The 22,097-nt window shown below is 61.2% G+C and carries 20 protein-coding genes; 8 read left to right on the forward strand and 12 right to left on the reverse strand.

All coding sequences use genetic code 11. From position 1 onward, the window contains the following. Positions 1–22 precede the first annotated feature (22 nt). Positions 23–328, reverse strand: coding sequence for a DUF6412 domain-containing protein (locus BH682_RS23115; RefSeq protein WP_075834231.1), 306 nt, complete (start codon positions 326–328; stop codon positions 23–25). Between the two features lie 389 nt (positions 329–717). On the opposite strand from BH682_RS23115, the gene BH682_RS23120 reads away from it, so the two are divergent. Both BH682_RS23120 and BH682_RS23125 read left to right on the forward strand, forming a co-directional pair. Continuing rightward, positions 718–1,257, forward strand: a complete 540-nt coding sequence (locus tag BH682_RS23120) for a C40 family peptidase (RefSeq protein ID WP_030535282.1) — start codon at positions 718–720, stop codon at positions 1,255–1,257. Between the two features lie 190 nt (positions 1,258–1,447). Continuing rightward, on the forward strand, positions 1,448–1,684 hold the full coding sequence (locus BH682_RS23125; RefSeq protein WP_007733940.1) for a hypothetical protein: 237 nt from the start codon (positions 1,448–1,450) through the stop codon (positions 1,682–1,684). Here the strand turns inward: BH682_RS23125 and BH682_RS23130 are convergent. Then, the gene (locus BH682_RS23130; protein WP_058226164.1) at positions 1,659–4,016 is read right to left on the reverse strand and encodes an ATP-binding protein; all 2,358 of its coding nucleotides are present in this window, start codon (positions 4,014–4,016) and stop codon (positions 1,659–1,661) included. The genes BH682_RS23125 and BH682_RS23130 overlap by 26 nt on opposite strands. A gap of 196 nt (positions 4,017–4,212) precedes the next feature. Between BH682_RS23130 and BH682_RS23135 the strand changes: the two genes are divergently transcribed. The 3 genes from BH682_RS23135 (at position 4,213) to BH682_RS23145 (ending at position 7,355) form a co-directional block, all read left to right on the forward strand. Continuing rightward, positions 4,213–4,938 carry a GntR family transcriptional regulator gene (locus BH682_RS23135; RefSeq protein ID WP_042451513.1) on the forward strand — a complete coding sequence of 242 codons (726 nt, stop codon included), beginning with the start codon at positions 4,213–4,215 and terminating at the stop codon, positions 4,936–4,938. Between the two features lie 108 nt (positions 4,939–5,046). Continuing rightward, positions 5,047–6,621, forward strand: a complete 1,575-nt coding sequence (locus BH682_RS23140) for an NCS1 family nucleobase:cation symporter-1 (protein ID WP_058037776.1) — start codon at positions 5,047–5,049, stop codon at positions 6,619–6,621. A 5-nt stretch (positions 6,622–6,626) separates the two neighbouring features. Further along, positions 6,627–7,355 (forward strand): aspartate/glutamate racemase family protein, encoded by a 729-nt coding sequence (locus tag BH682_RS23145; RefSeq protein WP_007733934.1) that lies wholly within the window; start codon positions 6,627–6,629, stop codon positions 7,353–7,355. Here the strand turns inward: BH682_RS23145 and BH682_RS23150 are convergent. After that, positions 7,322–8,497, reverse strand: coding sequence for an MFS transporter (locus BH682_RS23150; protein ID WP_003939751.1), 1,176 nt, complete (start codon positions 8,495–8,497; stop codon positions 7,322–7,324). The genes BH682_RS23145 and BH682_RS23150 overlap by 34 nt on opposite strands. Positions 8,498–8,595: 98 nt before the next feature. Then, positions 8,596–8,907 (reverse strand): ArsR/SmtB family transcription factor, encoded by a 312-nt coding sequence (locus BH682_RS23155; RefSeq protein WP_075834233.1) that lies wholly within the window; start codon positions 8,905–8,907, stop codon positions 8,596–8,598. Positions 8,908–9,245: 338 nt separating this feature from the next. Here BH682_RS23155 and BH682_RS23160 point away from each other — a divergent pair, with 338 nt between their 5' ends. Together BH682_RS23160 and BH682_RS23165 are read left to right on the forward strand one after the other, a co-directional pair. Then, entirely contained in the window at positions 9,246–10,496 is a 1,251-nt protein-coding gene (locus tag BH682_RS23160) for an MCE family protein (protein ID WP_411561100.1), read from the forward strand. An 82-nt stretch (positions 10,497–10,578) separates the two neighbouring features. Beyond that, on the forward strand, positions 10,579–11,334 hold the full coding sequence (locus BH682_RS23165; protein WP_007733927.1) for a class I SAM-dependent methyltransferase: 756 nt from the start codon (positions 10,579–10,581) through the stop codon (positions 11,332–11,334). A gap of 43 nt (positions 11,335–11,377) precedes the next feature. Here the strand turns inward: BH682_RS23165 and BH682_RS23170 are convergent, their stop codons facing one another. The 8 genes from BH682_RS23170 to BH682_RS23205 all read right to left on the reverse strand — a co-directional run bounded on the left by BH682_RS23170 (position 11,378) and on the right by BH682_RS23205 (position 20,963). Then, positions 11,378–12,130, reverse strand: coding sequence for a MerR family transcriptional regulator (locus BH682_RS23170; RefSeq protein WP_030535276.1), 753 nt, complete (start codon positions 12,128–12,130; stop codon positions 11,378–11,380). Positions 12,131–12,205: 75 nt separating this feature from the next. Beyond that, entirely contained in the window at positions 12,206–13,693 is a 1,488-nt protein-coding gene (locus BH682_RS23175) for a flavin-containing monooxygenase (RefSeq protein ID WP_007733920.1), read from the reverse strand. After that, complete coding sequence (locus BH682_RS23180) at positions 13,690–14,610, reverse strand: hypothetical protein (protein ID WP_030535274.1); 921 nt, start codon at positions 14,608–14,610, stop codon at positions 13,690–13,692. The genes BH682_RS23175 and BH682_RS23180 overlap by 4 nt, the downstream gene beginning before the upstream one ends. A 1-nt stretch (position 14,611) precedes the next feature. Then, complete coding sequence (locus BH682_RS23185; protein ID WP_075834235.1) at positions 14,612–15,523, reverse strand: SDR family NAD(P)-dependent oxidoreductase; 912 nt, start codon at positions 15,521–15,523, stop codon at positions 14,612–14,614. Positions 15,524–15,692: 169 nt separating this feature from the next. Further along, positions 15,693–16,622: an allantoinase PuuE gene (puuE, locus tag BH682_RS23190; protein ID WP_075834237.1), complete on the reverse strand. Its 930-nt coding sequence runs from the start codon at positions 16,620–16,622 to the stop codon at positions 15,693–15,695. A 16-nt stretch (positions 16,623–16,638) separates the two neighbouring features. Beyond that, positions 16,639–17,625: an allantoicase gene (gene alc, locus BH682_RS23195; RefSeq protein ID WP_064073411.1), complete on the reverse strand. Its 987-nt coding sequence runs from the start codon at positions 17,623–17,625 to the stop codon at positions 16,639–16,641. A gap of 3 nt (positions 17,626–17,628) precedes the next feature. Further along, positions 17,629–18,873 (reverse strand): DUF6986 family protein, encoded by a 1,245-nt coding sequence (locus BH682_RS23200; RefSeq protein ID WP_007733914.1) that lies wholly within the window; start codon positions 18,871–18,873, stop codon positions 17,629–17,631. A gap of 62 nt (positions 18,874–18,935) precedes the next feature. Next, positions 18,936–20,963: a CocE/NonD family hydrolase gene (locus BH682_RS23205; RefSeq protein WP_075834239.1), complete on the reverse strand. Its 2,028-nt coding sequence runs from the start codon at positions 20,961–20,963 to the stop codon at positions 18,936–18,938. Between the two features lie 140 nt (positions 20,964–21,103). Here BH682_RS23205 and BH682_RS23210 point away from each other — a divergent pair, with 140 nt between their 5' ends. Further along, positions 21,104–22,027 carry a pseudouridine synthase gene (locus BH682_RS23210; protein ID WP_082920604.1) on the forward strand — a complete coding sequence of 308 codons (924 nt, stop codon included), beginning with the start codon at positions 21,104–21,106 and terminating at the stop codon, positions 22,025–22,027. The last annotated feature ends 70 nt before the right edge of the window (positions 22,028–22,097 follow it).

The raw sequence follows: 22,097 nt of genomic DNA on the forward strand, positions 1-22,097 counted from the left end.
TTCACACCCGCCGACTGCCGATCTACAGACCGATTCCCGGAGCTCGAGGTTGCGGACGACCAGGCGCGTCCGGGCTGCTCTGCCTGCGGAAAGCACCACGCAGGCAGCGTTCGTCATCAGACGGGCCAGTGGCCGAAACCGCGCACAGTTGCAGAAGTTCGTACTTCGAGGAAGTTGCGAGCGCAGCGACCACGAAGACGGCAATCGCAGTTCCCAGCACCGCGGCGCTACCCGAGGAACCAAGCGGAGGCACTGCGAGAAGAGCGATGAACGGCAGCAGAAGCAGCAACAGTGACCGTGTCACCGTTCCTGTGCTCCGCTGATGCATGACTGCGAGAGTACAGAACGTCTGCCGAATCCAGCCAGACGCTTGCCTCACGTACTTGTTCGCGCAGCCATTTGTGCGCAGGATCGTGGTCCATCCGACCGTGCCACTGTTGAGCGTTCGGCGCTCCCGCTGCGAATCGCCTGACCGGAGCCGGGGGACGCCGGCCGCCGTGCCCTCCTTGATTCGGATCACGAAAGTCCGTCGAAGTTCTCGCGATCGATCAACAGGCCTTGCACCCACAATGCCGCTCGAAACAGGTATGCACCCCGTCCAACTGACCGGTGCGAACACGTCGAGGCGCAACCAGGCTGAGTGTCGCAAGCCGAAGCCCGATCACACCCAGCTGGACACCTGCTTCGGGACGCATCGACGCAAAGGCAACACGAGAAATGTCGCACCACCGATTCACCGACCCCCGCACGAGGAAGCATGCACTCGGAAGAGCGCTTGTCGTCGGCGTTCTTTCCCTGACAACCCTTGCCGTGAGTATCGACACCGCGAACGCTCAGGCCCCCGTGCTTCGGGACTGGAACATCGCCGCAGTTTCCGTCGACACGAATCCGGCGAAGGTGTCAGCTTTCGCTTCCTCGGATACAGGCCGCGTATTGGCAGCCGCAGAGTCCAAGATCGGCGCTCCGTACGTCTGGGGCGCGACCGGGCCGGACTCGTTCGACTGCTCCGGTCTCGTTCAATGGGCCTATGCACAAGCGGGCGTTTCGATTCCGCGAACCAGCTACGACCAGGCGGTTGGCGGCACTCCAGTTTCCCGGGACGATCTACAGCCGGGTGACGTGGTCCTGTACTACGGCGGGGAGCATGTGGGGATCTACACCGGAGGCGGTGAGATCGTTCACGCCCCGACGTCCGGGGAGTCGGTCGAACGCGCACCCGTGGACTCGATGCCGTACTACCTCGCCCGACGTTACTGACATGAATCCCGCAAGCTCGATGAAACAGCGTGTATCGCGGCGATATTCGAATCGCTCGTCGCGAGCCGAACGATTGACACTCCCCCATTGCGCGGAATGTGATGTCATCCTCTCGCCCGCGAGCGCGGTCTGCGCCAGGTGCCGTGGGGCGCGGTTGGACGTGACGCGGTGTTGCGGAGACGGCACTGTCGTGTCCTGGCGAACGGTTCACGGCGACCCCTCGACCGTTCTCGCCATCGTGGAATTGGACGAGGGGCCGTGGCTGTACACTTTCCTCACCGAATCCCCTCGCGCGGATGCGCCTGGACCGCTACGAGTGTCGTTTCAGGGGCGTGAAGAAGGTAAGCGCTACCCGGTGTTCTGCTTGTGCGGCGACGACCGTGGTGAACTGCTATCGGACGTCAACTCCGGCCTGCTGAGCCATTGACCTCACGCGAGTCACGCTCCTGCGCGGTCGAGACGTACCACGCTGCGATCTGCGCTCTGGAACTGAATCCCAGTTTTGTCAGTACGTGTTCCACGTGTCCCTGAGCGGTGCGCAGCGAGATTACCAAGTGCTCCGCAATCGCGCGATTGGTCAACCCTTGGGCAACCAGTTCCGCAACTTGCTGCTCACGAGGAGTGAGGTGAGGCCCTTCAGCCGACGACGCAGTCGTGACACTGGAGCGCTTGTCGAGCGCATATGCGACAGCTTCACCCTCGGACATCGCAAACCCGCTGCGAAACGACTTGTCGAAAGCATCGTCACCCATGGCTTTGCGAGCAGTCTCTGCAGCAGTGTCGTGATGAGCTGACAAACCCGGCAGGCCCGCCAGCCGTCCCCCGACCTTCTGCCAATACATGGCTGCCGCGCCGAGCAGAACCGCTGCATGCTTCCAATCACGTTGCGCTGCAGCAATCCACGCCAACGGCTCGATACACCACGCCGAGTTCATCGGGGCATCGAGAATTCTCAGACTTCGAGTCAAATAGTCACTTGCGGCATCCAATTCACCTCGGAGCCAGCTCACGAGCCCGAGAGTTCCCAGCGCAAATGCCTGGAACATCATCTCGTCGGCGGGCACGGTGATCGCGAGAATCTCTTCGTTGCACTCCACAGAGCGATCAAGAGCGCCGGACAGGAAGTACGCGACTCCCAAGGTGTCCAGGCCGATCACAACATGCAGCAGATTCTTGTCGAGTCGAAACAGCGTCAACGCGGATTCCAGCTTGGCTGTAGCGGTATCGAAGTTACCTCTGAAGGTATCGACATATCCGTCTCCCCACGTCGCCAAGCCGCGCGAGCGCACATCCGCCAAGTCGTTTGCCAGGCGCCAACTCTCGTCGACCAACTCTTCTGCCCGTTCGAGTTCCCCCTGCATCGCGTGATTCACGGCGTCGATGGCCAAGACATCCACTCGGAACGGATCCAGCTCTCGATCCTCTGCATTCAAGGCTCGATCCGTCCAGTAACGCGCCTGCACAAGTAATCCACCTGCAAGCCAGAATCTGTACAACGCACCGACCATTCGCGTTGCAGATCGCGCCTCTCCGGCAGTGGAAATCGAGTACTCCAACGCATCGTTGACGTTGCGCTGTTCACGACCGAGCCTTGCGATCCAGGCAGCTTGCCGGCCACTGATCCACTCGGCTTCCGCATGAACGACCAGTGCCTCGAACCAATCACGATGGCTTCGACGCAGAGCGGAATACTCACCGGCGGACTCCAACTTTTCATGTCCGTACTCCCGGAGTAGGTCGAGGAGGTGGTACCGAACATCCCCGTCGGTTTCCTCACGAATCAGGATGGACTTCTCGACCAACGCGGTGACGAGATCGAGCACTTCGGTCGAATTCATGTCCTGCCCACACACGCCCTCAGCGGCATCGAGATCGAACCCACCCGAGAACACCGACAACCTCCCCCACAACTGCTGTTCGGTTGGCGAGCAGAGGTCGTAACTCCAATCGATCGACAATCGCAGCGTCTGTTGACGACTCGGAACGTCGCGTCCACCCGTTGTAAGAAGTCGGTATCGATCCGAGAGCCTGTTCATGATCTGCTCAGCAGACATACCACGCAGGCGAGCTGCCGCCAGTTCGATCGGAAGTGGGAGTCCATCCAAGTCGTGACAGATATGCGCAACGGCGCGCTTGTTCTCCTCGGTGAGGGTGAAACCAGGTACGACGGAAGCCGCACGCTCGGTGAACAACGACACCGATTCGTACTGGGCAATTCCCTCGAATTCGGGCGGCTGTTGCTGCGGTGTGGTGAGTGAGGGAACGCGCATCGTCACCTCACCGCCCAGGCCCAGCGATTCGCGGCTCGTCGCCAGGATCTTGACGCCGGCACATCGCCGTAGGATCGCGCCTACGAACACAGCGACGGCATCGACCAGATGTTCACAGTTGTCGAGCACCAACAGCAGACTCCGATCGGCGCAGTAGTCGATCAATGCCTGCAGCGGGTCCGCCGACGAGACCGACCGGACACCAAGGGTCACGGCGACATGATCTTCGAGGAGATCCGAATCTGTCTGCTCCCCCAGTTCCACCAACCAGGCACCGTCTCGAAACACCCGTTGCAACGCGCCCGCAAGTCGGATCGCGAGCCGTGTCTTGCCCACGCCACCGATCCCGGTGAGTGTCAACAAACGGGACGTCTCGAACAATCTCCTGGCGTCGGCCAACTCACGCCGACGACCGACGAAACTCGTCAGCTCCAAGGGCAGGTTGCCGACAACTCGCTGGTCGGCTTCTGAGCGCACAGCGGATGCCATCGACCGACTCGCTTTCTGCCATACCACTACACAACAACGCTACCCCCACGATCGGCCTCCCGAGCAGCACTCACGCGAGCATGTGATCGGAGCCCACTTGTTCTCCCCCGAGTGCGAGATGCACGACGGCCACACCGGTGTCACGCAGACGAAACAACGTATTCCTACTCTGGCAGACAGACGAAGGGAGAGCGACATGCCGCCGCGCCGTAGATCGGTACTGCTGACGCAACTGGTAATCGATGCTCCCGGAAGTCCACAACAAACGATCCTCGACGAACTGCGGCGAGTGATTCTGTCGGGTTCGGCGCCTCCGGGTACCCCGATTCCTCTCGGCGACGTGGCTGATGTGTTCGGTGTCAGTCGAATACCTGTGCGGGAATCACTGAAAACACTGGTCGGAGAGTCCTTGGTCGACCATCGACATCAATTCGGCTACACCGTTGCTCAGCTGACGCCGGCAGAACTGCGAGAGATGTACATCGTCCGCGAAACTCTCGAATCAGCTGCATTGGCCGTCGCCGTCGAGCAGGCAACCGAAGAGGATCACGAACACGCCGTCGAGGTGAACTCCCGTTTGGAGATCGCATTGCGCTACGACGACTCTCAGTCCTATCACTGCGAGAGCCGAAACTTTCATCTCGCACTGACCCGACCGTCTCAGATGCTTCGACTGCTGCACATGTTCGAAGCTGCCTGGAACATCACCGAACCAGTACAGCCGATGGTCCATGTTGCCGGCGTCGATCGCCGGGTTCTGCACTCGGATCACACCGCGATGCTGGACGCATTCCTGCGTCGGGACGCATCCGCACTTCTGAGCGCTTCCGAAATCCATCATCGCCGACTCGATACCGTGATCGCGACGCTACCGACAGACACCGGTCTATTGGCCGAAAAAGATATACCGATCACGCAATAGTCGTGCAACACAGCATCGATACCTTTCTCTCAACACAGTTTTCATCACTGACGCTGAGAGCTCGTGGCACCGTCCGCTGATTTCCTGCACTGATGCACAGGAGCTGTCATGACCGACATTCTTCCGTCCCGAACGACCACTACCCCCACTCCCCCAAAGGAAACCGGATCGGGTGACCTTGTCGAAGCCGCGGGTCACCCTGTCGGAAGCGGCCTGATCAAGCCGGGCTACGACCCTCGTTTGACCAACGAGGACTTGGCGCCGCTTCGCAAGCAGACCTGGTCGTCGTACAACATCTTCGCCTTCTGGATGTCCGACGTACACAGCGTCGGCGGATATGTCACTGCCGGTAGTCTTTTCGCACTGGGATTGGCCAGCTGGCAAGTACTCGTCGCCCTGCTGGTCGGTATCACGATCGTCTACTTCTTCTGCAATCTCGTCGCCAAGCCCAGCCAAGTTACCGGCGTGCCGTATCCGGTGATCTGCCGCAGCGTGTTCGGCGTCCTCGGCGCGAACATCCCGGCAATCATTCGTGGCCTGATTGCCGTGGCTTGGTATGGAATTCAAACCTTCCTCGCTTCAGCAGCCCTCGATGTCGTACTGATCAAACTCTTTCCGTCACTCGCGCCCTATGCCGTCGTCGAAGACTACGGATTCGCCGGACTCTCCGCACTGGGCTGGGGAAGTTTCATGCTCCTGTGGGTACTTCAGGCCTGTGTCTTCTGGCGAGGCATGGAATCGATCCGCCGCTTCATCGACTTCTGCGGGCCGGCTGTGTATGTCGTGATGTTCATGCTGTGCGGCTACCTGATCTACAAGGCAGGCTGGAGCGCCATCGATCTCACGCTCGGCGACGTCAAGTACTCGGGTTTCGACGCCGTGCCGGTCATGCTCGGTGCGATCGCTCTGGTTGTCTCGTACTTCTCCGGACCGATGCTCAACTTCGGCGACTTCTCCCGCTACGGAAAGTCGTTCACTGCCGTCAAGAAGGGCAACTTCCTCGGTTTGCCGTTGAACTTCCTCGTATTCTCGGTGTTGGTCGTCGTCACTGCATCGTTGACGCTGCCGGTGTACGGCGAACTGATCACCGATCCCGTTGCGACCGTTGCACGAATCGACAGCACCTTCGCCATCGTTCTCGGCGCACTCACCTTCACCATCGCCACGATCGGCATCAACATCGTGGCCAACTTCATTTCCCCGGCCTTCGACTTCTCCAACGTGAGTCCGCAGAAGATCAGCTGGCGCGCCGGCGGAATGATCGCAGCGATCGGCTCGATCCTCATCACGCCGTGGAACTTGTACAACAATCCGGACGTCATTCACTACACACTCGAAACCCTCGGAGCCTTCATCGGTCCGCTGTTCGGAATTCTGATTGCCGACTACTACCTCGTGCGCAAGCAGAAGGTCATCGTCGACGAACTGTTCAGCATGTCGCCGACCGGAACCTACTGGTACAGCAAGGGATACAACCCTGCTGCAGTGATCGCCACCGTGGTGGGAGCCGTCGTCGCGATGGTCCCGGTCCTGGGCAAGGACCTCACCGGGATGTACACCGCAGCGCAGTACAGCTGGTTCATCGGTTGTGGGCTCGGATTCACCGTCTATTACCTACTCGCCGCGCGCTCTTCCTCAGCTGTCCGGAATGCTTCCTCTCCCGACACTGTGACGGTCGACTGATCGTCATGAGAATCAAGGTGATCAACCCCAACACCACGTGGGCGATGACCGCCAAGATCGAGGAATGTGCCCGGACCGTCGCAGGCTCGGGCACATTCGTCGAGGCTGTCAGCCCTGCCATGGGTCCCGCGTCGATCGAAAGCCACTACGACGAAGCTCTCAGCGTCCCCGGAATCCTGACCGAGATCGCCGCCGGAGAAAAGAACGAAGTCGACGGCTACGTCATCGCTTGCTTCGGTGACCCAGGTCTTGATGCAGCCCGAGAGTTGGCCAAGGGCCCCGTCGTAGCTGTTGCCGAAGCGGCCATGAACTACGCAAGTTTCCTGGGTCGCGGATTCAGCATCGTGACCACTCTCGGTCGAACCCGCGGCCGCGCAGCCGATCTGGTGGACCGGTACGGCATGCAGGCTCGGTGCCGGGGTATCCACTCCTGCGAGATTCCGGTTCTGGAACTCGATCGTGATCCCGACGCGCGAAAGGTGATCTTGGAAGCCTGTTTCGACGCATTGGAGCAAGACGACTCGGACGTCCTCGTGCTGGGTTGCGCCGGCATGGCAGACCTGTGCCAGGACTTGTCCGACGAACTGGGTGTCCCGGTAGTCGACGGCGTTGCCGCTGGGGTCACGATGGTTCAGTCGTTGGTCACCCTCGGACTGTCGACCAGTTCGCGCGGCGAGTTCGCACGGCCACTTCCCAAGAACTACACCGGTACACTGACACCGTTCTCGCTGTGAGCGTGCCTGAGCGAGAGTCGAACACCTGTCACCAGCAGCGCCAGGATCGCGAACAATACTCCAGCCCAGACTAATTGGCGGGTTTCGAAATGCGCGAGAAACAGTCCACCGACCGCAGTGCCGAGCGTGATCCCCAGGTTGGAGAACGAGATGAAAAGGCTGTTGCCGAATTCAGGCGCGTCGACTGCGTCTCGCCCCATCCAGCTCTGCGAAACCACCAGTCCACCGGAATGCACTACACCCCAAACCAACACGGCTACAACCATCGCGCCGAAGTACGGGCCCGCCAGATAGAGCATCACGTAGACGACGATGTACAGCAAGGGAAATGCCACAACCGTGCGCACCACCCCCTTGGCGAGCAGAGCCCCGAAGACGAAGTTGCCGAAGATCATCACGACACCGAAAGCCAAGAGCATCGCGCTGATCCACGATCCGCTCATGCCGGTCACTTCGCCGAGGTATTCGGCAAAGTATCCGTACACCGAGAACATGGCTGCGAAGACGAAGGTGACGGAAAGAATGGTCAACCACACGCGCGGCCGGCGAAGTATCCCGACCTGTGCACCGTACGACAGGCGTTGTGTCACAGGAGCCGAGGGCAGAAGTACGACAATCCCGAGAAACGCGAGAACGTTGACCACGGCGCCGAACACGAATGCTGTCGACACCGAAAAGTTCTCGGCCAAATAGGACGTCAAGGGCACGCCGAACGCGAATCCGACTGTGACGCCTGCAAATACCTTGGTCACCGCGGCGGTCGCCTGTTCCGGCGATACCAGACGAACCGCACTTGCAAGCGCGACAGCGAAGAAGACCGGATGAACCACGGCGGGGATGATCCGAAATGCAAACATCACCTCGAAACTCGATGTGGTCGCATACACCACATTGGAGACCGCAAAGACTGCAATCGCCACCAACAGAACGGTTCTCCTGTTGATTCCCGAGGTGATCAGCGTTGTGAACGGACCGGTCACCGCCACGACGAGTGCAAACACACCGACCAACCATCCGGCAGTCGACGCGGTGATACCGAACTTTTCGCTGATCTGAGGCAGAACCCCGATAATGCCCATCTCCGTAGTGATGATTCCGAATACACCCAACGCCAGAACCGGTATCAACAATTTCGACTTCACGACACACTCCTCACTACTTCGTCACACAAGAAAGTTACATATCTAGATATGTAGATATATTTGGTTGAACAAACCGGCCGACGAGGGCAATTCGGCCGCTACAGCTTGTCGCGAACGAATTCCCTGAACTCGCCGATCACGGATTCGTTTCGTCGGTAATACGTCCACTTCCCGATGCGCTCGGACTCGAGCAGACCCACGTCTTTCATGCCCTGCAGGTACCCCGAGATCACCGACTGGGCAAGTCCCGATCGCGCCTGGATGTCACCGACACAGACTCCGATGTGAAACCCGAGATCCTGCTGCGTATACGAGTCCTCGTCGAAATACTTCGCCGGATGCGCGAGCCACTCCATGATCTGCAGGCGAGTCGGGTTGGACAGCGCCTTGAAGATCGCCAAAGCATCCATGGACCACACCCCTCTGCACGACAACCGGAACGCATCTACTTTTGTGGATATGTTTGGCGAAGTCAAGCCCGATCCGGACCGAAAGCCGTCTGCATCACATCGACACATTCGAAGTGAGCTGCGACACTTACGTTTCGACGACCTGCGGAAATCTCAGCGCCGACTTTCTATCTGTGACGACTTGTTTATAGTTATCGCCAACAACGAATTGCCGGAAGTTTCCGGTTCACCTCAGAACGTCCGTGGGTGAACACAATTCGCTCAACACCAGCCGTACCCGGCTTGTCATTCGGGAGTCGAACCATGAACACACCGCATCAGTTCAGGGTCGTCACCTCATGGTGATGTCGAAGCTCGCCAAATGGCAGCTGGTCGCCCTCGTCGTGGTTGCACTCCTGGGCTTGATCTATGTCGGAGCGAAATACGTACGGCTGGACAATCTTCTGGGATTCGGCCAATACACGGTCAAAACCGAACTGGCGACGTCCGGTGGCATCTTCACCAACGCCGAAGTGACCTATCGCGGTGTACCCGTCGGACGCGTCGGTGACATGTCGCTCACGTCCGACGGAATCGAAGTCGACCTGTTGATCGACAGCAGTGCTCCGCAGATTCCCGCATCCGCGCGGGCCGTGGTGGCCAATCGCTCAGCCATCGGCGAGCAGTACGTCGACCTTCAGCCCGATACCGACCAGGGCCCGTTCCTCGAAGACGGCTCGGTGATCGCCGTGGGCGACACAACCACGCCGATCCCGATCGAGAATGTCTTGACCAGCGCCAACGGTCTGGTGCACTCCGTTCCGGTCGACGCACTCCACACCGTCGCGAAAGAACTCGGCGCGGCATTCAACGGCAAGGGCGAAGATCTGCAGGTACTTGCCGACTCGCTGTCGGGGATCTCCCAGTCGGGCCTCGACGCCCTTCCCCAGACCCTCGGACTGATCCGCGACAGCCAGACGGTGCTCACGACCCAGTCCGATCAATCGTCGGCGATCAAGCAGTTCAGCACCGACCTCGACGCACTGACGGCGCAATTGCGCACCAGCGACCGCGACATCCGACGCGTGATCGACAACGGCATACCGGCCAGCGAACAAGTCGGCTCTCTCGTCACCGAAGCCGGCCCCGCGCTCACGACCAACCTCTCCAACCTCTCCGCCGTTGCAGCGGCAGCCGCACCGACACTGCCCTCGCTGCAGCCCTTCCTGCTCTTCCTGCCTGCGCTCGCCGGGGCGGCGCCCACCGTTGCACCGGGAGACGGCACAGTACATCTGGGCTTGGTACTCGAGACCAACAACCCGCTCTCGTGCACCGTCGGTTACGAAGGGACCATGGCGATCCTCGACGAGATGAAGCGCAAGGACCCGAACTTCGACGACACGACGCAGAACTTCCCGTTGAACACTGCCGCCAACTGCCAGGCACCTCAGGGCAGCGAAACGGGGGTTCGTAGCGCCAACCGCATCGCGTTCGCCGACCCGAACACCTCGCAACCGTGGGACGGCAAGCCCAAGGTGGACCCGGACAAGCTCAACCTGAACCCGATTGCCACTCAACTCGCACCGATGCTCGGCGCCACCCCGAAGTAGCCGTAAACAACTGGCACCGTCGACCCTCCGCGACGATGATGATGTGATGTCGGAAGGAACGCCTGAAGGCGAGTCACAGAGCATGTCACGAGGTTTCGACGAACTTGTCGCCGAAGCGGAATCCGCCTCCGTCGACGGGTGGGATTTCTCGTGGCTCGACGGACGCGCCACGGAGCAGCGTCCGTCGTGGGGGTACCAGAGGCTGATGGGTGAACGTCTCGGCCGCGCCGGCGCCGCATTGGACATCCAGACCGGCGGCGGCGAAGTCCTCGCCGCTGCACCGTCACTCCCGCCGGTGATGGCTGCAACCGAATCCTGGCCACCGAACATCGCCAAGGCCACCGCCCTTCTGCGTCCCCGAGGTGTGGTGGTGGTCGCGGATCAGGACGAGCCGCCGCTACCGTTCGCCGATTCGGCTTTCGACCTGGTGACCAGCCGACACCCAGCGACGGTGTGGTGGACCGAAATCGCGCGGGTACTCGAACCGGGAGGAACGTACTTCGCTCAACATGTGGGTCACGCCAGCGTGTTCGAACTGGTCGAGTACTTTCTCGGTCCTCAGCCGCAGGCTCGTCGCGGACGGCACCACGAGGACGAAACTGCCGACGCGATTGCGGCCGGGCTCACCGTCGTCGACCTTCGTTTCGAGCGTCTGCGCATGGAATTCTTCGACATCGGCGCCGTTGTCTACTTCTTACGCAAGGTGATCTGGATGGTTCCGGGATTCACCGTCGCGCAGTATCGGGACCGGCTCCGCGAACTCGATCAGCAGATCCGTCGCGACGGATCTTTTGTCGCGCACTCGAGTCGATTCCTGATCGAGGCACGCAAGAGCTGAGCGCACCGCGACGGGCCGCACATCCCGAACGTGATCGATGCTGCTAGTCGGACTCGTCGGCGTCGCTCCGCGAGCCGATCGCAGCGGCAAGATAGTCGCCGAGTTCACGCTGAAGGTTCGCGTCGAGTGCCCGGGCCAGTGCCGAATGTACCGACGCCACACCGAGTTCACGCATCGTCTGGAGCATCTCGGCTGTTCCGGCAACCTCGTCGCCCTCCGGGAGCCAACCGACCCCGTGCTGATCGACGATGCGATCCTTTGCCGCCTGAATCAGGTCTTTGGCGATCCCGTCCACAGCGTTGTGAAGCTTTTCGTGCACATCGACCAGTTGATCGAGAGTGAAACCGTAGTCGAGGAGACTCGAAAATCCGCTGAGCAAAGCAGGATCGGTGAAAACGCAGTTCTCTCCTTCGATCTGTACCAGTCCGAGATCTACGAGACGATCCAGTTGACCATCTGCATCTCCCCCGAGAAACTCGCGTACGACGGCCATCTCGATACTCACGGTGTCGCTGCGGGACCATGGTTCGGTGACCGCGTGCTGCAGACCCAGCACCTCTGTCAGGTCTTTCCCGCTTTCCCACCCGGTGATGAAGTCGTCGATATGCGCAGTGGTGAAACCTCGTTGAAGAAGCGTGTCGATCAGCTTGAGGCGTTCGAGGTGCGCGTCGCCGTAGATGCCTACCCGCCCACGCTTCTCCGGCGGAGGAAGCAATCCACGTTCCTGATATGCCCGTACATTCCGCGAGGTGGTGCCCGCAGCGCGCGCTAGATCGTCGATGCGGTACTCGGTCACCGCCTCGTCTCCTCTGCCGCGTCGGTCGTCACGATTCCAACTTAGTGGCAACACCAGGCCGATCAGAACCCGGGATCAGGTCTGCGCGGTGTCTTTCTCGCGCACCGTGCTCGTGTAGTCCCGAAGATCCACCGATTTCAATTGGTTCACGTACTGGGTCGCGAAACCGGGAAACATAGTGGCATTGAATCCTTCGTCGGTGAGATACCAACTCGAACATCCCGAGTTCCACGTGGTCTTCGACAGCCGACGCTGCAACTCGACGTTGTACGCATCTTCGACATCTTGACGAACATCGAGTGCCTTGAGGTCGCGCTCGAGAACGATCTTGATCGCTTGGGCGAGATAGTCGAGTTGCGCTTCCATGTACACAAGGGCGGAGCTGTGCCCCGGACCCGAGTTGGGTCCGAAGGTGAAATACAGGTTGGGATAACCGGATACCGCGATGCTCTTGTACGCACGCGCCCCGGATTTCCACTCCTGAGCGAGCACACGTCCGTCCCGGCCGATGATCGGGACCGGTGTTCCGGTCTTGCAAACGTCGAAGCCGGTGGCGAAGACGATGCAGTCGAATTGATGCTCGATCCCTTCGACCGTGCGAATGCCATGTGGCGCCAATCTCGCGATCGGCCAGGTCACGAGTGTGCAATTGTCTTGCTGGAGAGCCGGGTAATACTCGCTGGTCATCAGCAACCGCTTGCACCCTGCCCGAAAGTCGGGAGTGAGTTGTCGCCGCAACCACGGGTCCTTCACCTGCATGCGCAGATGAAGACGCCCGACTGTTTCCACCACCCTCGTCAACGGGGATTCCCACACCACCCCGAGAGCTACCGATTCGTGTCCCCAGTACCAAGCCCGACGCGCCAGAGTCTGGACGACCGGATGACGACGGTACAGATCCTTCGTGCGAGATCGGGTGCGTAGGTTTGCTCGCGGCAATGCCCATCCCGGTGTTCGTTGGAAAACCTTCACTGATCGTGCAGTTTTCACGAGTTCAGGGACGATCTGGACGCCACTGGCCCCGGTTCCGATCACTGCGACCCGCTTGTCGGTGAAGTCGTAGTCATGGTCCCAGCGAGCACTGTGAATCTTGTGTCCTTCGTAGCTCTCCAAACCCGGAACAGCAGGAAAGCTGACGTTCGCCAGCGGACCGGACGCCATGACGACGGTCCGGGCAATGACCGCTTCACGGCCCTCGAGCGCGATCGCCCAGACACCTGTCTGCTCGTCCCACTCGACGCCCGTGACGTTGCACCGAAACCGAATCTTCGGCTCGAGGCCGAACTCTTTCACCATCGTTCGGATGTAGCCGAGGATCTCCGCGCTGGCCGAGTAGGTGTGCGACCAGTCCGGGTTCGGGGCGAAACTGTACGAGTACAGACGGGACGGAATGTCGCACGCAGCTCCCGGATACGTGTTGTCGCGCCACGTCCCGCCGACCTCCGTGCCGCGTTCGAGAACGACGAAGTCCTCGATACCGTTCTGCTTCAACCGAATCGCCGCTCCGATTCCTGCGAAACCTCCACCGATGATCGCCACTGACAGTGGCTCGGCAGTACTCATGCGAGTGGCTCGTACGTAAGTTCCTTGGCCCAGGTCGGCTCGGAATTGAGCCTGCTGCCGGAAAGTCGGCCAGTGACCTTGACCATCCGATCGGCAAGCAGATGGTAGGGATGGTTGCGATTGATGACCATGTTGCCGTGCCACTTCACCACCCGATACATCGGGACGCGGAGCGCGGCCGGACTCCGTTCGCCTACGTTCCTGAATCGCTTCATCGCGGTGTAGAGCCGTTCCTCGTTCACTCCCATGTCGACGATGTTGTCGCGCATCTTGTTCAGCAGCGGGATGTAGCGAAGTGTCCCGATGATCAACGCCGGATTCAACCAGGCGCCGACGGTTTCGACAACGAGCTTGCGCGTCGTCGAGTGCCCGAGCATCTCGATCACCGCAAAATCGACCGCCAGATGCCTGGACTCGTCTGCATTGATCTTCTTGAACACAGCCTGACAGACCGGATCCTCGATCTCGTCCATGATGAACTTGACCAGGGCTCCGTCGAGCGCCACCTCGAGCATCGGTATGACGGTCCCGAGAATCGAGAGCGACAAACCGTCGGAATGCTTGTCCAGCCAGTCGATGACGAGCTTGACGTTGATGTTGGGCTCGGGCATCTCGTCGCCGTCGAGCATTCCCCACCGACGCATCAGCGCGAGTTCGGCGTTGGCGTGCTTCTGTTCCTCGGCGTGGAAATGCCGATAGATGTCTCGGAGAGTTTCAGTCGGCGCCTTGAGAGCCATCGCAGCGAAGCCACGGGCACCGACGTTCTCGATCCACATCAGGTCCGACATGAACGGTTTCAGCTTCGCATGAAGCTCTGGACTGATCGTCTCGGCGCCCGGAGCATCCCAGTCGATGTCCACCAGAGCCCATTGGCGGTCCTTGATCTTGTGCAGCATGCCGTCGAAATCGAAGGACATGTCACGCTCCTTTCGTGCTCGGCGAGTTCGTCTCCGGCGCCGCCGAATTTCCAGATGATCCCGACTTCTGTTTCGGTGCAAAGCGATTGAGAACTCCACAGCCCCACGTGTATGCAACGGGCAGATACCGTTTGAGTCGCCAGATCACCTTCGCATCGAACTGCGGCACCACGTAGAGTCGACCCTTGTCGTAGGCGTCGAGAGTGGTGACGGCGATGCGCTCCGGCGAAAAGCCGGTTCGCCGCATCAACGCTTGCGCCAATTGTGTTGCTTCCGCGGTGATTCGGCCGTCGAGAGCAACATTTGTCTTGACGAAGGTCGGACACAGCACCGTCACCCGCACTCCCGTACCGGCAAGTTCAGCGGACAAGGTCTCCGAGAGCGACATCACGGCGGCTTTACCGACGTTGTAGGGCGCCATCAGCGGCGCAGCCGCAAACCCAGCAGCCGAGGCCACGTTGATGAATCCCCCGGCGCCGCTCGCACGCAGTTGTGGAGCGAATATCTCACAGCCGTGCACGACACCCCACAGATTGATCCCGAGTGCCCACTCCCAATCGTCGAAACCGATCTGGCCCACCGGTTTTCCACCGATACCCACCCCGGCATTGTTGATCACCAACGAAAGCGGACCCGCAAGTTCGAGTTCCGCGAACAACGCCAGGTCCTGAACCTGCTCACGAATTGACACATCGCATTTGACGGCGTGCGCGGTACCACCGATCTCATCGATGAGTGCCACTGTTTCCTTGGCCCGTTCCAGCGAGATATCCGCGCAGATCACCTCACCGCCTCTGCGCGCCAACTCCAACGAAAAGGCACGGCCGATTCCGCTGCCGGCGCCGGTCACCACTGCGCGGGCATTGTGGGACGACTTCGATCCGCGGTTCTTGGTCGGTTTCTTGGTCGGCACCGGTCGGCTCACCTTGAAGACGCTTCGACTGCTGTGTGTTTCTCCATCTCCAAAGAGTCATCCACAACCGTGCCAGTTGTCAATGGCCTAGAATTCGATGGCGGAATACGCGGCAGTCGAACCAGTACCCGGACTGCTCGAATGAAGTCTTTTGTCGACCGACCGTGACCTAAACGGGGTGCGCGGTCTTCCAATGCTCGGCGATGTCGATGCGCCGCGCGATCCAGACCTTCTCGTGTGACTGCACGTGGTCCAGAAATCGCTCGAGAGCGGCCGCACGGGCAGGGCGGCCGACTATGCGGCAGTGCAACCCGATCGAGAGCATCTTGGGCGATCCGGCCGTCCCCTCCGCATACAGCACGTCGAAGGCATCGCGTAGGTGCGCAAAGAACTGATCACCGCTGGGAAATCCTGCGGGAGAGGCGAAACGCATGTCGTTAGTGTCAAGGGTGTACGGAACGACCAGGTGCTTCACCGATTCTGCGCCACGCGGAACGTCGACCCAGTACGGCAGATCGTCGGCGTACGAATCGGAGTCGTAGACGAAGCCGCCGTGCTCGACCACCAATTCGCGGGTGTTCGGTGAATCGCGCCCGGTGTACCAACCGAGGGGCGCCGAACCCGTCAGATCTCGCAGAATCTGCACTGCCTCGGCCATGTCTGCGCGTTCGCGCTCGATGTCCACGGATTGGTAAGACTTCCAACGTAATCCGTGGCACGCGATCTCGTGGCCCAACTCCTGAAAAGCACTGACTGCTTCGGGGTTCCGCTGCATCGCCCGCGCCACCGCAAAGACTGTGAGAGGCAGGTTTCGCCGCTCGAAGGTTCGCAGTACACGCCACAACCCGGCCCGGGAGCCGTACTCGTACAGCGATTCCATGCTCATGTGTCGATGCGGAAATGCCTCTGCCGGAGTCATTTCCGACAGAAATGTTTCCGAAGCCGCGTCCCCGTCCAGGACGTTGTTCTCGGCTCCCTCTTCGTAGTTGAGCACGAACTGAACCGCTATCCGCGCGTCGCCGGGCCAGTGCGGATGCGGCGGATGAGGGCCGTACCCCACCATGTCCCGGGGATAGTCGTCGCGCGGATAGTCGCTCATGCCAACAACTTTACCGTCAGCGCCCGGAGATCACAGCGCGAGCAGCGTCGGTGAGTACGCCGAAGACTCTCAGCCGCGCCAGGCCACCGTCCGGGAAGATGTCCAGGCGAACATCGGTGACCTGGACTTCGGAATCGATCGGAAAGCGATGGCGCGTATCCGGACGCAGCGTCGTGCGCGGCAACAGTTCGATCCACTCCCCCTCCGACGTCCGCCCGGTCAGAGCGCCCTCACCTGGACTGTTTCCGAGGAAGTACGAGGTGTCGATCTCGACGAAACTCAGCACGCCTTCACCCGCGAGTTGTACTTGCACCCAGTCGTTTCCGTTGTCGCGGCGCCTGGCGGTCTCCCACCCGTCACCCATCGAAGCAGCGCGTCCGGGAAACAGGATGTTCTGCGGTGAGCTGTAAAACATGTTGGAGCAATCGGTCACGCGGCCACCGTTTTCGAGTGCTGCGAGGTCCAACGGCCCGGCATCGAGGAAACGCGGGTCCGGGCGCGCTTCGCCGTGAACACGGAATCTCGCCACGCCGCCGTCCGGGTAAATGGTCAGCTTGACGTGCGTCCACCGCTCCTCCGACGTCACCGAGAACGGATTCTCCGAGTCACCATGCACGGTCGAGCGCTCGACGATGGTTGTCCACTCACCGGATACGGCCAGGTCGGCGGGATCCGGATACCCGTCGACCGAGATTGCTTCCACCGAGATCTCGGGCGGGTAATTGCCCTTGAACCACGCGGTGTCGACCACGACGCCTCGCACCACTCCGGGAACACCGAGTCGGACGATCGCCTCGTCATGGCCTGCCACCCGGCGGCGACGCGTCTCCCAACCGTCGTACACCTGCCCCTTGTGACCGAACGTCGCCGGCTGGTACCCGGCCTTTCCTGGGCGGATCAGGGCCTCACGCTCGGCAAACGCCTCGTCGTTCGCCCAGATGACGGCTCCGCCGAGGGTGCGCAGTGCCAGATCGGGCAGCAAGGTGAATTCGGTGGTGCTCATCGGTCAGTGTTCTCCTGTGATCGGTGTGGTGCGTCCTACGAGGTGACGGAGTGCGTTGGTGTCGGCGCTCGGGGCGAGCCGGAGAACTTCGGATTCCGGATAAGCCCCCGCGTCGAGCCCGCGCAGTACCACCGCTGCGAGCGCCTGGGCGGTTGCAGGTTCGTCCATCACGTCGCCACCTTGGCGCCCCAAGTACGACTGGATGCGCGGGGCAGCGGCGCCGAGCGCGTTGCGATAGAAGCCGAACGTGGCGAGCCAGCGGGTGACCAGATGCCCGGGGTGCATGTCCCACCCCTGGTAGTAACCGCGTTCCAGGGACCGCGTGACGAGGCGATGGTGCCGAGTGATCGCGTCGCGGATCGCCGTGGCGCTCCCGACAGGCGCGACCTGAGTCGACCCGTCGCACACCCAGACACCGGTCTGCGCGGCAGCAGCCAACATGACAGCCTTTGCGTGGTCTGCCACCGGATGTTCGAGCGACTGATGACGCGATGCAATTCCGCAAGCTGCACTGTAATCGTAAGTGCCGTAATGCAAACCGGTCAGACGACCGGCACCGCGATGGATCGCCTGAGCAACTGCCACCGTTCCGTCGGCCGCGATGACCGCCTGCGGGCTCTCGATCTGCAACTCGAACCGAAGCGAACCGAGCTCGAGTCCGTGCGCCTTCTCCAGCTCTTCGCAGAGCAACACCGTCGCCGTGACCTGCTCCACCGCGCGCAGTTTGGGAACGGTGAAGACAAATCCGTCCGGCACTCCGCCGGCCGCGTCGAGCACAAGCTCGAGCGTCCTGATCGAGCGCCGACGCTCACCGGCCGGCAACCCCTTGAACCTGATTCCACTCCAGTTCGGCCCGGCAGGATCAGCGCTGAGCGCGGCAAGCGTCTGTCCGGCCGACGTCGCTGCATCGTCTTCTTCTTCGTCGCTGCGGCGTCCGTACCCGTCCTCGAAATCGATCCGAAAGTCTTGGACCGGCTTGCGGCCGAGTTGAACTCGCACATCAGCGAGCGCATTCTCCGTGTCGAGATCGGCGAACACATGAGCATGGGAATCGAGAAGCGCGATCGCCTGCTCACCCCAGAGTCGAGGGGTGTCGACGGTTGCATCCGCGGCACTGACGTAAATCGTGTGCACGGGTTGGATCTCGTCACGGTTTCCCGGGTACTGCGCCGCGAGCCGCTCGTCCACCGGATCCAGAAGTCCGTCCAGACGATCGTGGACGGCGGCGGAGAGTCGGGATTCTGTCATCGGACGATCTTCTCAGAACGTCCGCGAGCCCGCAGGTTCTCACGCCGCCGATCCAATCCGAGTCAGCGGCCCCCGACGAACGGAACGTTGACGAAGCTCGGCCGGTCTGCAGCCAACTCGATGTGCTGCGGTTTGAGTTGGCTGTCGGCGAGCATCGGGCCGAGCGCCATGTATCGCGGCACGCTGGCAGCGTAGACGTCGACGCGGAGCCGGTGCCCCGGTTGCAGCACTGCGTCCGTCGGGAGCATGTTGATGTCGACGGTGGTGACCTCACCGGGAACCACCGGCTGACGCGTGTCGATCGTCAGATAGTGGTGCGGTTCACTGTAGTCACCGTTGGCCGAGCGAGTGCTCTTCGAATCGTCGACTGCCCGCAGCGACGCAGTCAGAGCGCCGTTCGTGATCGGTGTCGATGTTCCGTCCGGTGCTACGTCGTTGACCGTCGCTGCCCAGAATCCGTCCGTCGCGTCCAGGACGGTCTCGAGGTGGACGTTGATCGGGCCCGAGAGTGAGGTCGGCTCCGTCACTGCCTCACCGGTGAACGTCAGGCCCTCCGCTTCCTGGAATCGGGAATCCTTGGAACACGTCGCACCGAGCACCACGGAGATCCCGGCAGTTCCCTGAGTTCCGTCACCGGAGCAGAAGCCTCGCAGTCCTGGTGCGACTGTCAATCGCGCTGCGGCACTGGGCGGGTCATTCGTCAGCGAACCGTCGTACGCTGCGTGGGCGGCAGTACCGCTGGGCGCAGAGTTCAGATACATACGTTCGTAGCTCGCACCGGCTCGCGGGAACTGATCGTCCGTGATCCATCCGCCGCCTTGCTGGAACATCGTCACCGGACCGTAACGATCGATTCCGTTGTCGATGCCCTTGAGCCACTTGTCGAACCACGCACGTTCGAGTACGTCGAGGCGCGGCGGCGCACCGTCCTTGCCGAATCCTCCACCGGGAGTGACGTGATAGCCGTTCCCCATGATCAACTGCTTCTGCCCGGGCGGCAGATCGATTCCGTTGTAGATCCGCGGCTCACTGTTGGCGAAGATGTCGTGCCAACCGCCGTAGACCATCGTCGGAACGGCGATGTTGCCGACGTCAGCGGCTCGGTCCTGATAGAACTGCCCGTCTTGCGCGACTTGCAGAGTCGACGGCGACACGTCCTCGATTCTCTGAGCCGTCATCGCTTGCACCAGTTCAGGAATCAGCGTTCCCGGATCCTCGAGGCGGCTCGCCAACCACAGGGGATCGAAGTTTCCTTGCAGGATGTCCTGAACGTTCGGGATGAGTTTGAGCCCGTTGACCGCGGTCAACCACAACGGCATGAACCCGACTCCGAGGCCGCCACCGGTTCCGACGATGTCGCGCAGCAGATCGTTGCCAGGTTCGACCGGGAAGATCGCCTTCAGTGCAGGTGGATTGTTGCTCGCCGCCTGCACCGAGTTGATCGCGGAGTACGAGATGCCCGCCATCCCTACTTTCCCGTCGGACCATCCTTGCTTGCTCATCCAGTCGATGACCTCGACCGAATCCTGTTGCTCGCGCTTACCGAGCACGTCCCAATTACCTTGGGAGAAGCCGGTTCCACGTGCATCGACCACTACCTGCGTGTATCCGTTCTGGACCAGATCACGGTTGACGCCGAGAACCCTGGCGCCTCCGCCGGCGATGACGCCCGTCAACTCCGACACGCCGTCGAACGGCGCCGCGAGGTCGAGCGAGTTCGCAACGTCCATCAGCGTCTCACCGACCTGCGGGATCGACAGAGCTGAATCCACCAGTGTGTCCAGCAGTTTCGTGTACGGCGTGATGTTGAGGACCGATGGCGTCTTCGATTCCACGGCCCGCCCGGATGCATCCGCCGGTCGGTACACATTCGCTTGCAGAACTGTGCCGTCACTCATCGTGATGGGCACGTCCCACTCGATGGAGACCCCCGGATACTGCGGCGTCGCCTCCGTTGCCGCGAGCCAGGCCTGCCCGTCCGACCCTCCCGTCGGATCCGCAGAAGCGACGGCGCTCGGCACCGCCAATCCCACGACGCACAGCCCCACCGCAATCGTTGTCGACCTTCGACGTAGAAGTCGTGTCCTCACGAAAACCCCAATTTTCTGTTGTGATGACCCAGCCCTGCCCCCACGACAGTGACCGGTGTCACGAACTTACCGGATAGTAACTTCCGTCCCATATGTCGTCAATAGGTCTGAATGCCGACCGGACGGCTAGCTTTGAAGATGTGTCACGATCACCGCTTCCCGTCCGCGACGGCCTGAACCCGAGTCGCATCCGTCAGCCAGACGACGGCATGTGGACGACGACGCTCGACTACCTGCTCGAACGGTTCCCCCAGGACGCCGTCCGATTGCGGGAGAAGGTCGCAGCCGGGGAGGTCGTCGACGAGAAGGGTGTCGGAATCACCGAGACGAGCGCTTTTGCTCCCCGGCGGTTCGTCTACCTGTACCGCGACCCTCCCGTCGAAACGCGGGTGCCGTTCGAGATCGACATCCTCTATCGGGACGAGAACATCTTGGTCGTGGACAAACCGCATTTCCTGGCGAGCACCCCGCGCGGGCGATACATCGCCGAATCGGCGTTGGTCCGCTTGCGTCGGGACCTCGAACTACCGGAGCTGAGTCCAGCTCATCGCCTCGACCGCGTCACGGCGGGACTGCTGCTGTTCACCGTGCATCAGGCGGCCCGGCGCGACTACCAGACCATGTTCGCCGAGCGCCGCGTCGCCAAGGAGTACGAGGCCATCGCGCGTCACGACGCTCAGGTGAGCACCCCCGTGGTCGTGCGTAGTCGCATCGTGAAAGAACGCGGCGTGCTCAAGGCCGCGGAGATCGAGGGCGAGCCCAACAGCGAGTCGCGGATCGAACTGATCGAAACGCGAGACGGCTTCGCGCGGTACCGGTTGACTCCCCATACCGGCAAGACCCATCAACTTCGGCTGCACATGAACTCGCTCGGGCTCCCGATCCACGGCGACAACTTCTATCCCGACTTCTACGACGTTGCCGCAGAAGATTATTCGAACCCGCTGCGCCTGCTGTCGAAGGTTCTCGAGTTCGAGGATCCGAAGACCGGCCGGCTGCAACGGTTCGAAAGTCGGCGGACCCTGTCCTGGCCGGACGAATCAGGCCGTGGCGACTCGCCGTAGGGACCCCGGACCCTTCCACTGCGCCTCCGATACCGGGAGGATGGAAGCGCAGACCGCACCGCAAGAGGAG

The organism is Rhodococcus sp. YL-1 (assembly GCF_001942025.1).
Lineage (GTDB): Bacteria > Actinomycetota > Actinomycetes > Mycobacteriales > Mycobacteriaceae > Rhodococcus_F > Rhodococcus_F qingshengii.

Excerpts from the sequence above, each read along its gene's own strand:
- BH682_RS23115 (WP_075834231.1), bottom strand. The coding sequence starts at position 328 with ATGCATCAGCGGAGCACAGGAACGGTGACACGGTCACTGTTGCTGCTT.
- BH682_RS23120 (WP_030535282.1), top strand. The coding sequence starts at position 718 with ATGTCGCACCACCGATTCACCGACCCCCGCACGAGGAAGCATGCACTC.
- BH682_RS23130 (WP_058226164.1), bottom strand. The coding sequence starts at position 4,016 with ATGGCATCCGCTGTGCGCTCAGAAGCCGACCAGCGAGTTGTCGGCAAC.
- BH682_RS23135 (WP_042451513.1), top strand. The coding sequence starts at position 4,213 with ATGCCGCCGCGCCGTAGATCGGTACTGCTGACGCAACTGGTAATCGAT.
- BH682_RS23140 (WP_058037776.1), top strand. The coding sequence starts at position 5,047 with ATGACCGACATTCTTCCGTCCCGAACGACCACTACCCCCACTCCCCCA.
- BH682_RS23145 (WP_007733934.1), top strand. The coding sequence starts at position 6,627 with ATGAGAATCAAGGTGATCAACCCCAACACCACGTGGGCGATGACCGCC.
- BH682_RS23155 (WP_075834233.1), bottom strand. The coding sequence starts at position 8,907 with ATGGATGCTTTGGCGATCTTCAAGGCGCTGTCCAACCCGACTCGCCTG.
- BH682_RS23160 (WP_411561100.1), top strand. The coding sequence starts at position 9,246 with ATGGTGATGTCGAAGCTCGCCAAATGGCAGCTGGTCGCCCTCGTCGTG.
- BH682_RS23165 (WP_007733927.1), top strand. The coding sequence starts at position 10,579 with ATGTCACGAGGTTTCGACGAACTTGTCGCCGAAGCGGAATCCGCCTCC.
- BH682_RS23175 (WP_007733920.1), bottom strand. The coding sequence starts at position 13,693 with ATGAGTACTGCCGAGCCACTGTCAGTGGCGATCATCGGTGGAGGTTTC.
- BH682_RS23180 (WP_030535274.1), bottom strand. The coding sequence starts at position 14,610 with ATGTCCTTCGATTTCGACGGCATGCTGCACAAGATCAAGGACCGCCAA.
- puuE (WP_075834237.1), bottom strand. The coding sequence starts at position 16,622 with ATGAGCGACTATCCGCGCGACGACTATCCCCGGGACATGGTGGGGTAC.
- alc (WP_064073411.1), bottom strand. The coding sequence starts at position 17,625 with ATGAGCACCACCGAATTCACCTTGCTGCCCGATCTGGCACTGCGCACC.
- BH682_RS23200 (WP_007733914.1), bottom strand. The coding sequence starts at position 18,873 with ATGACAGAATCCCGACTCTCCGCCGCCGTCCACGATCGTCTGGACGGA.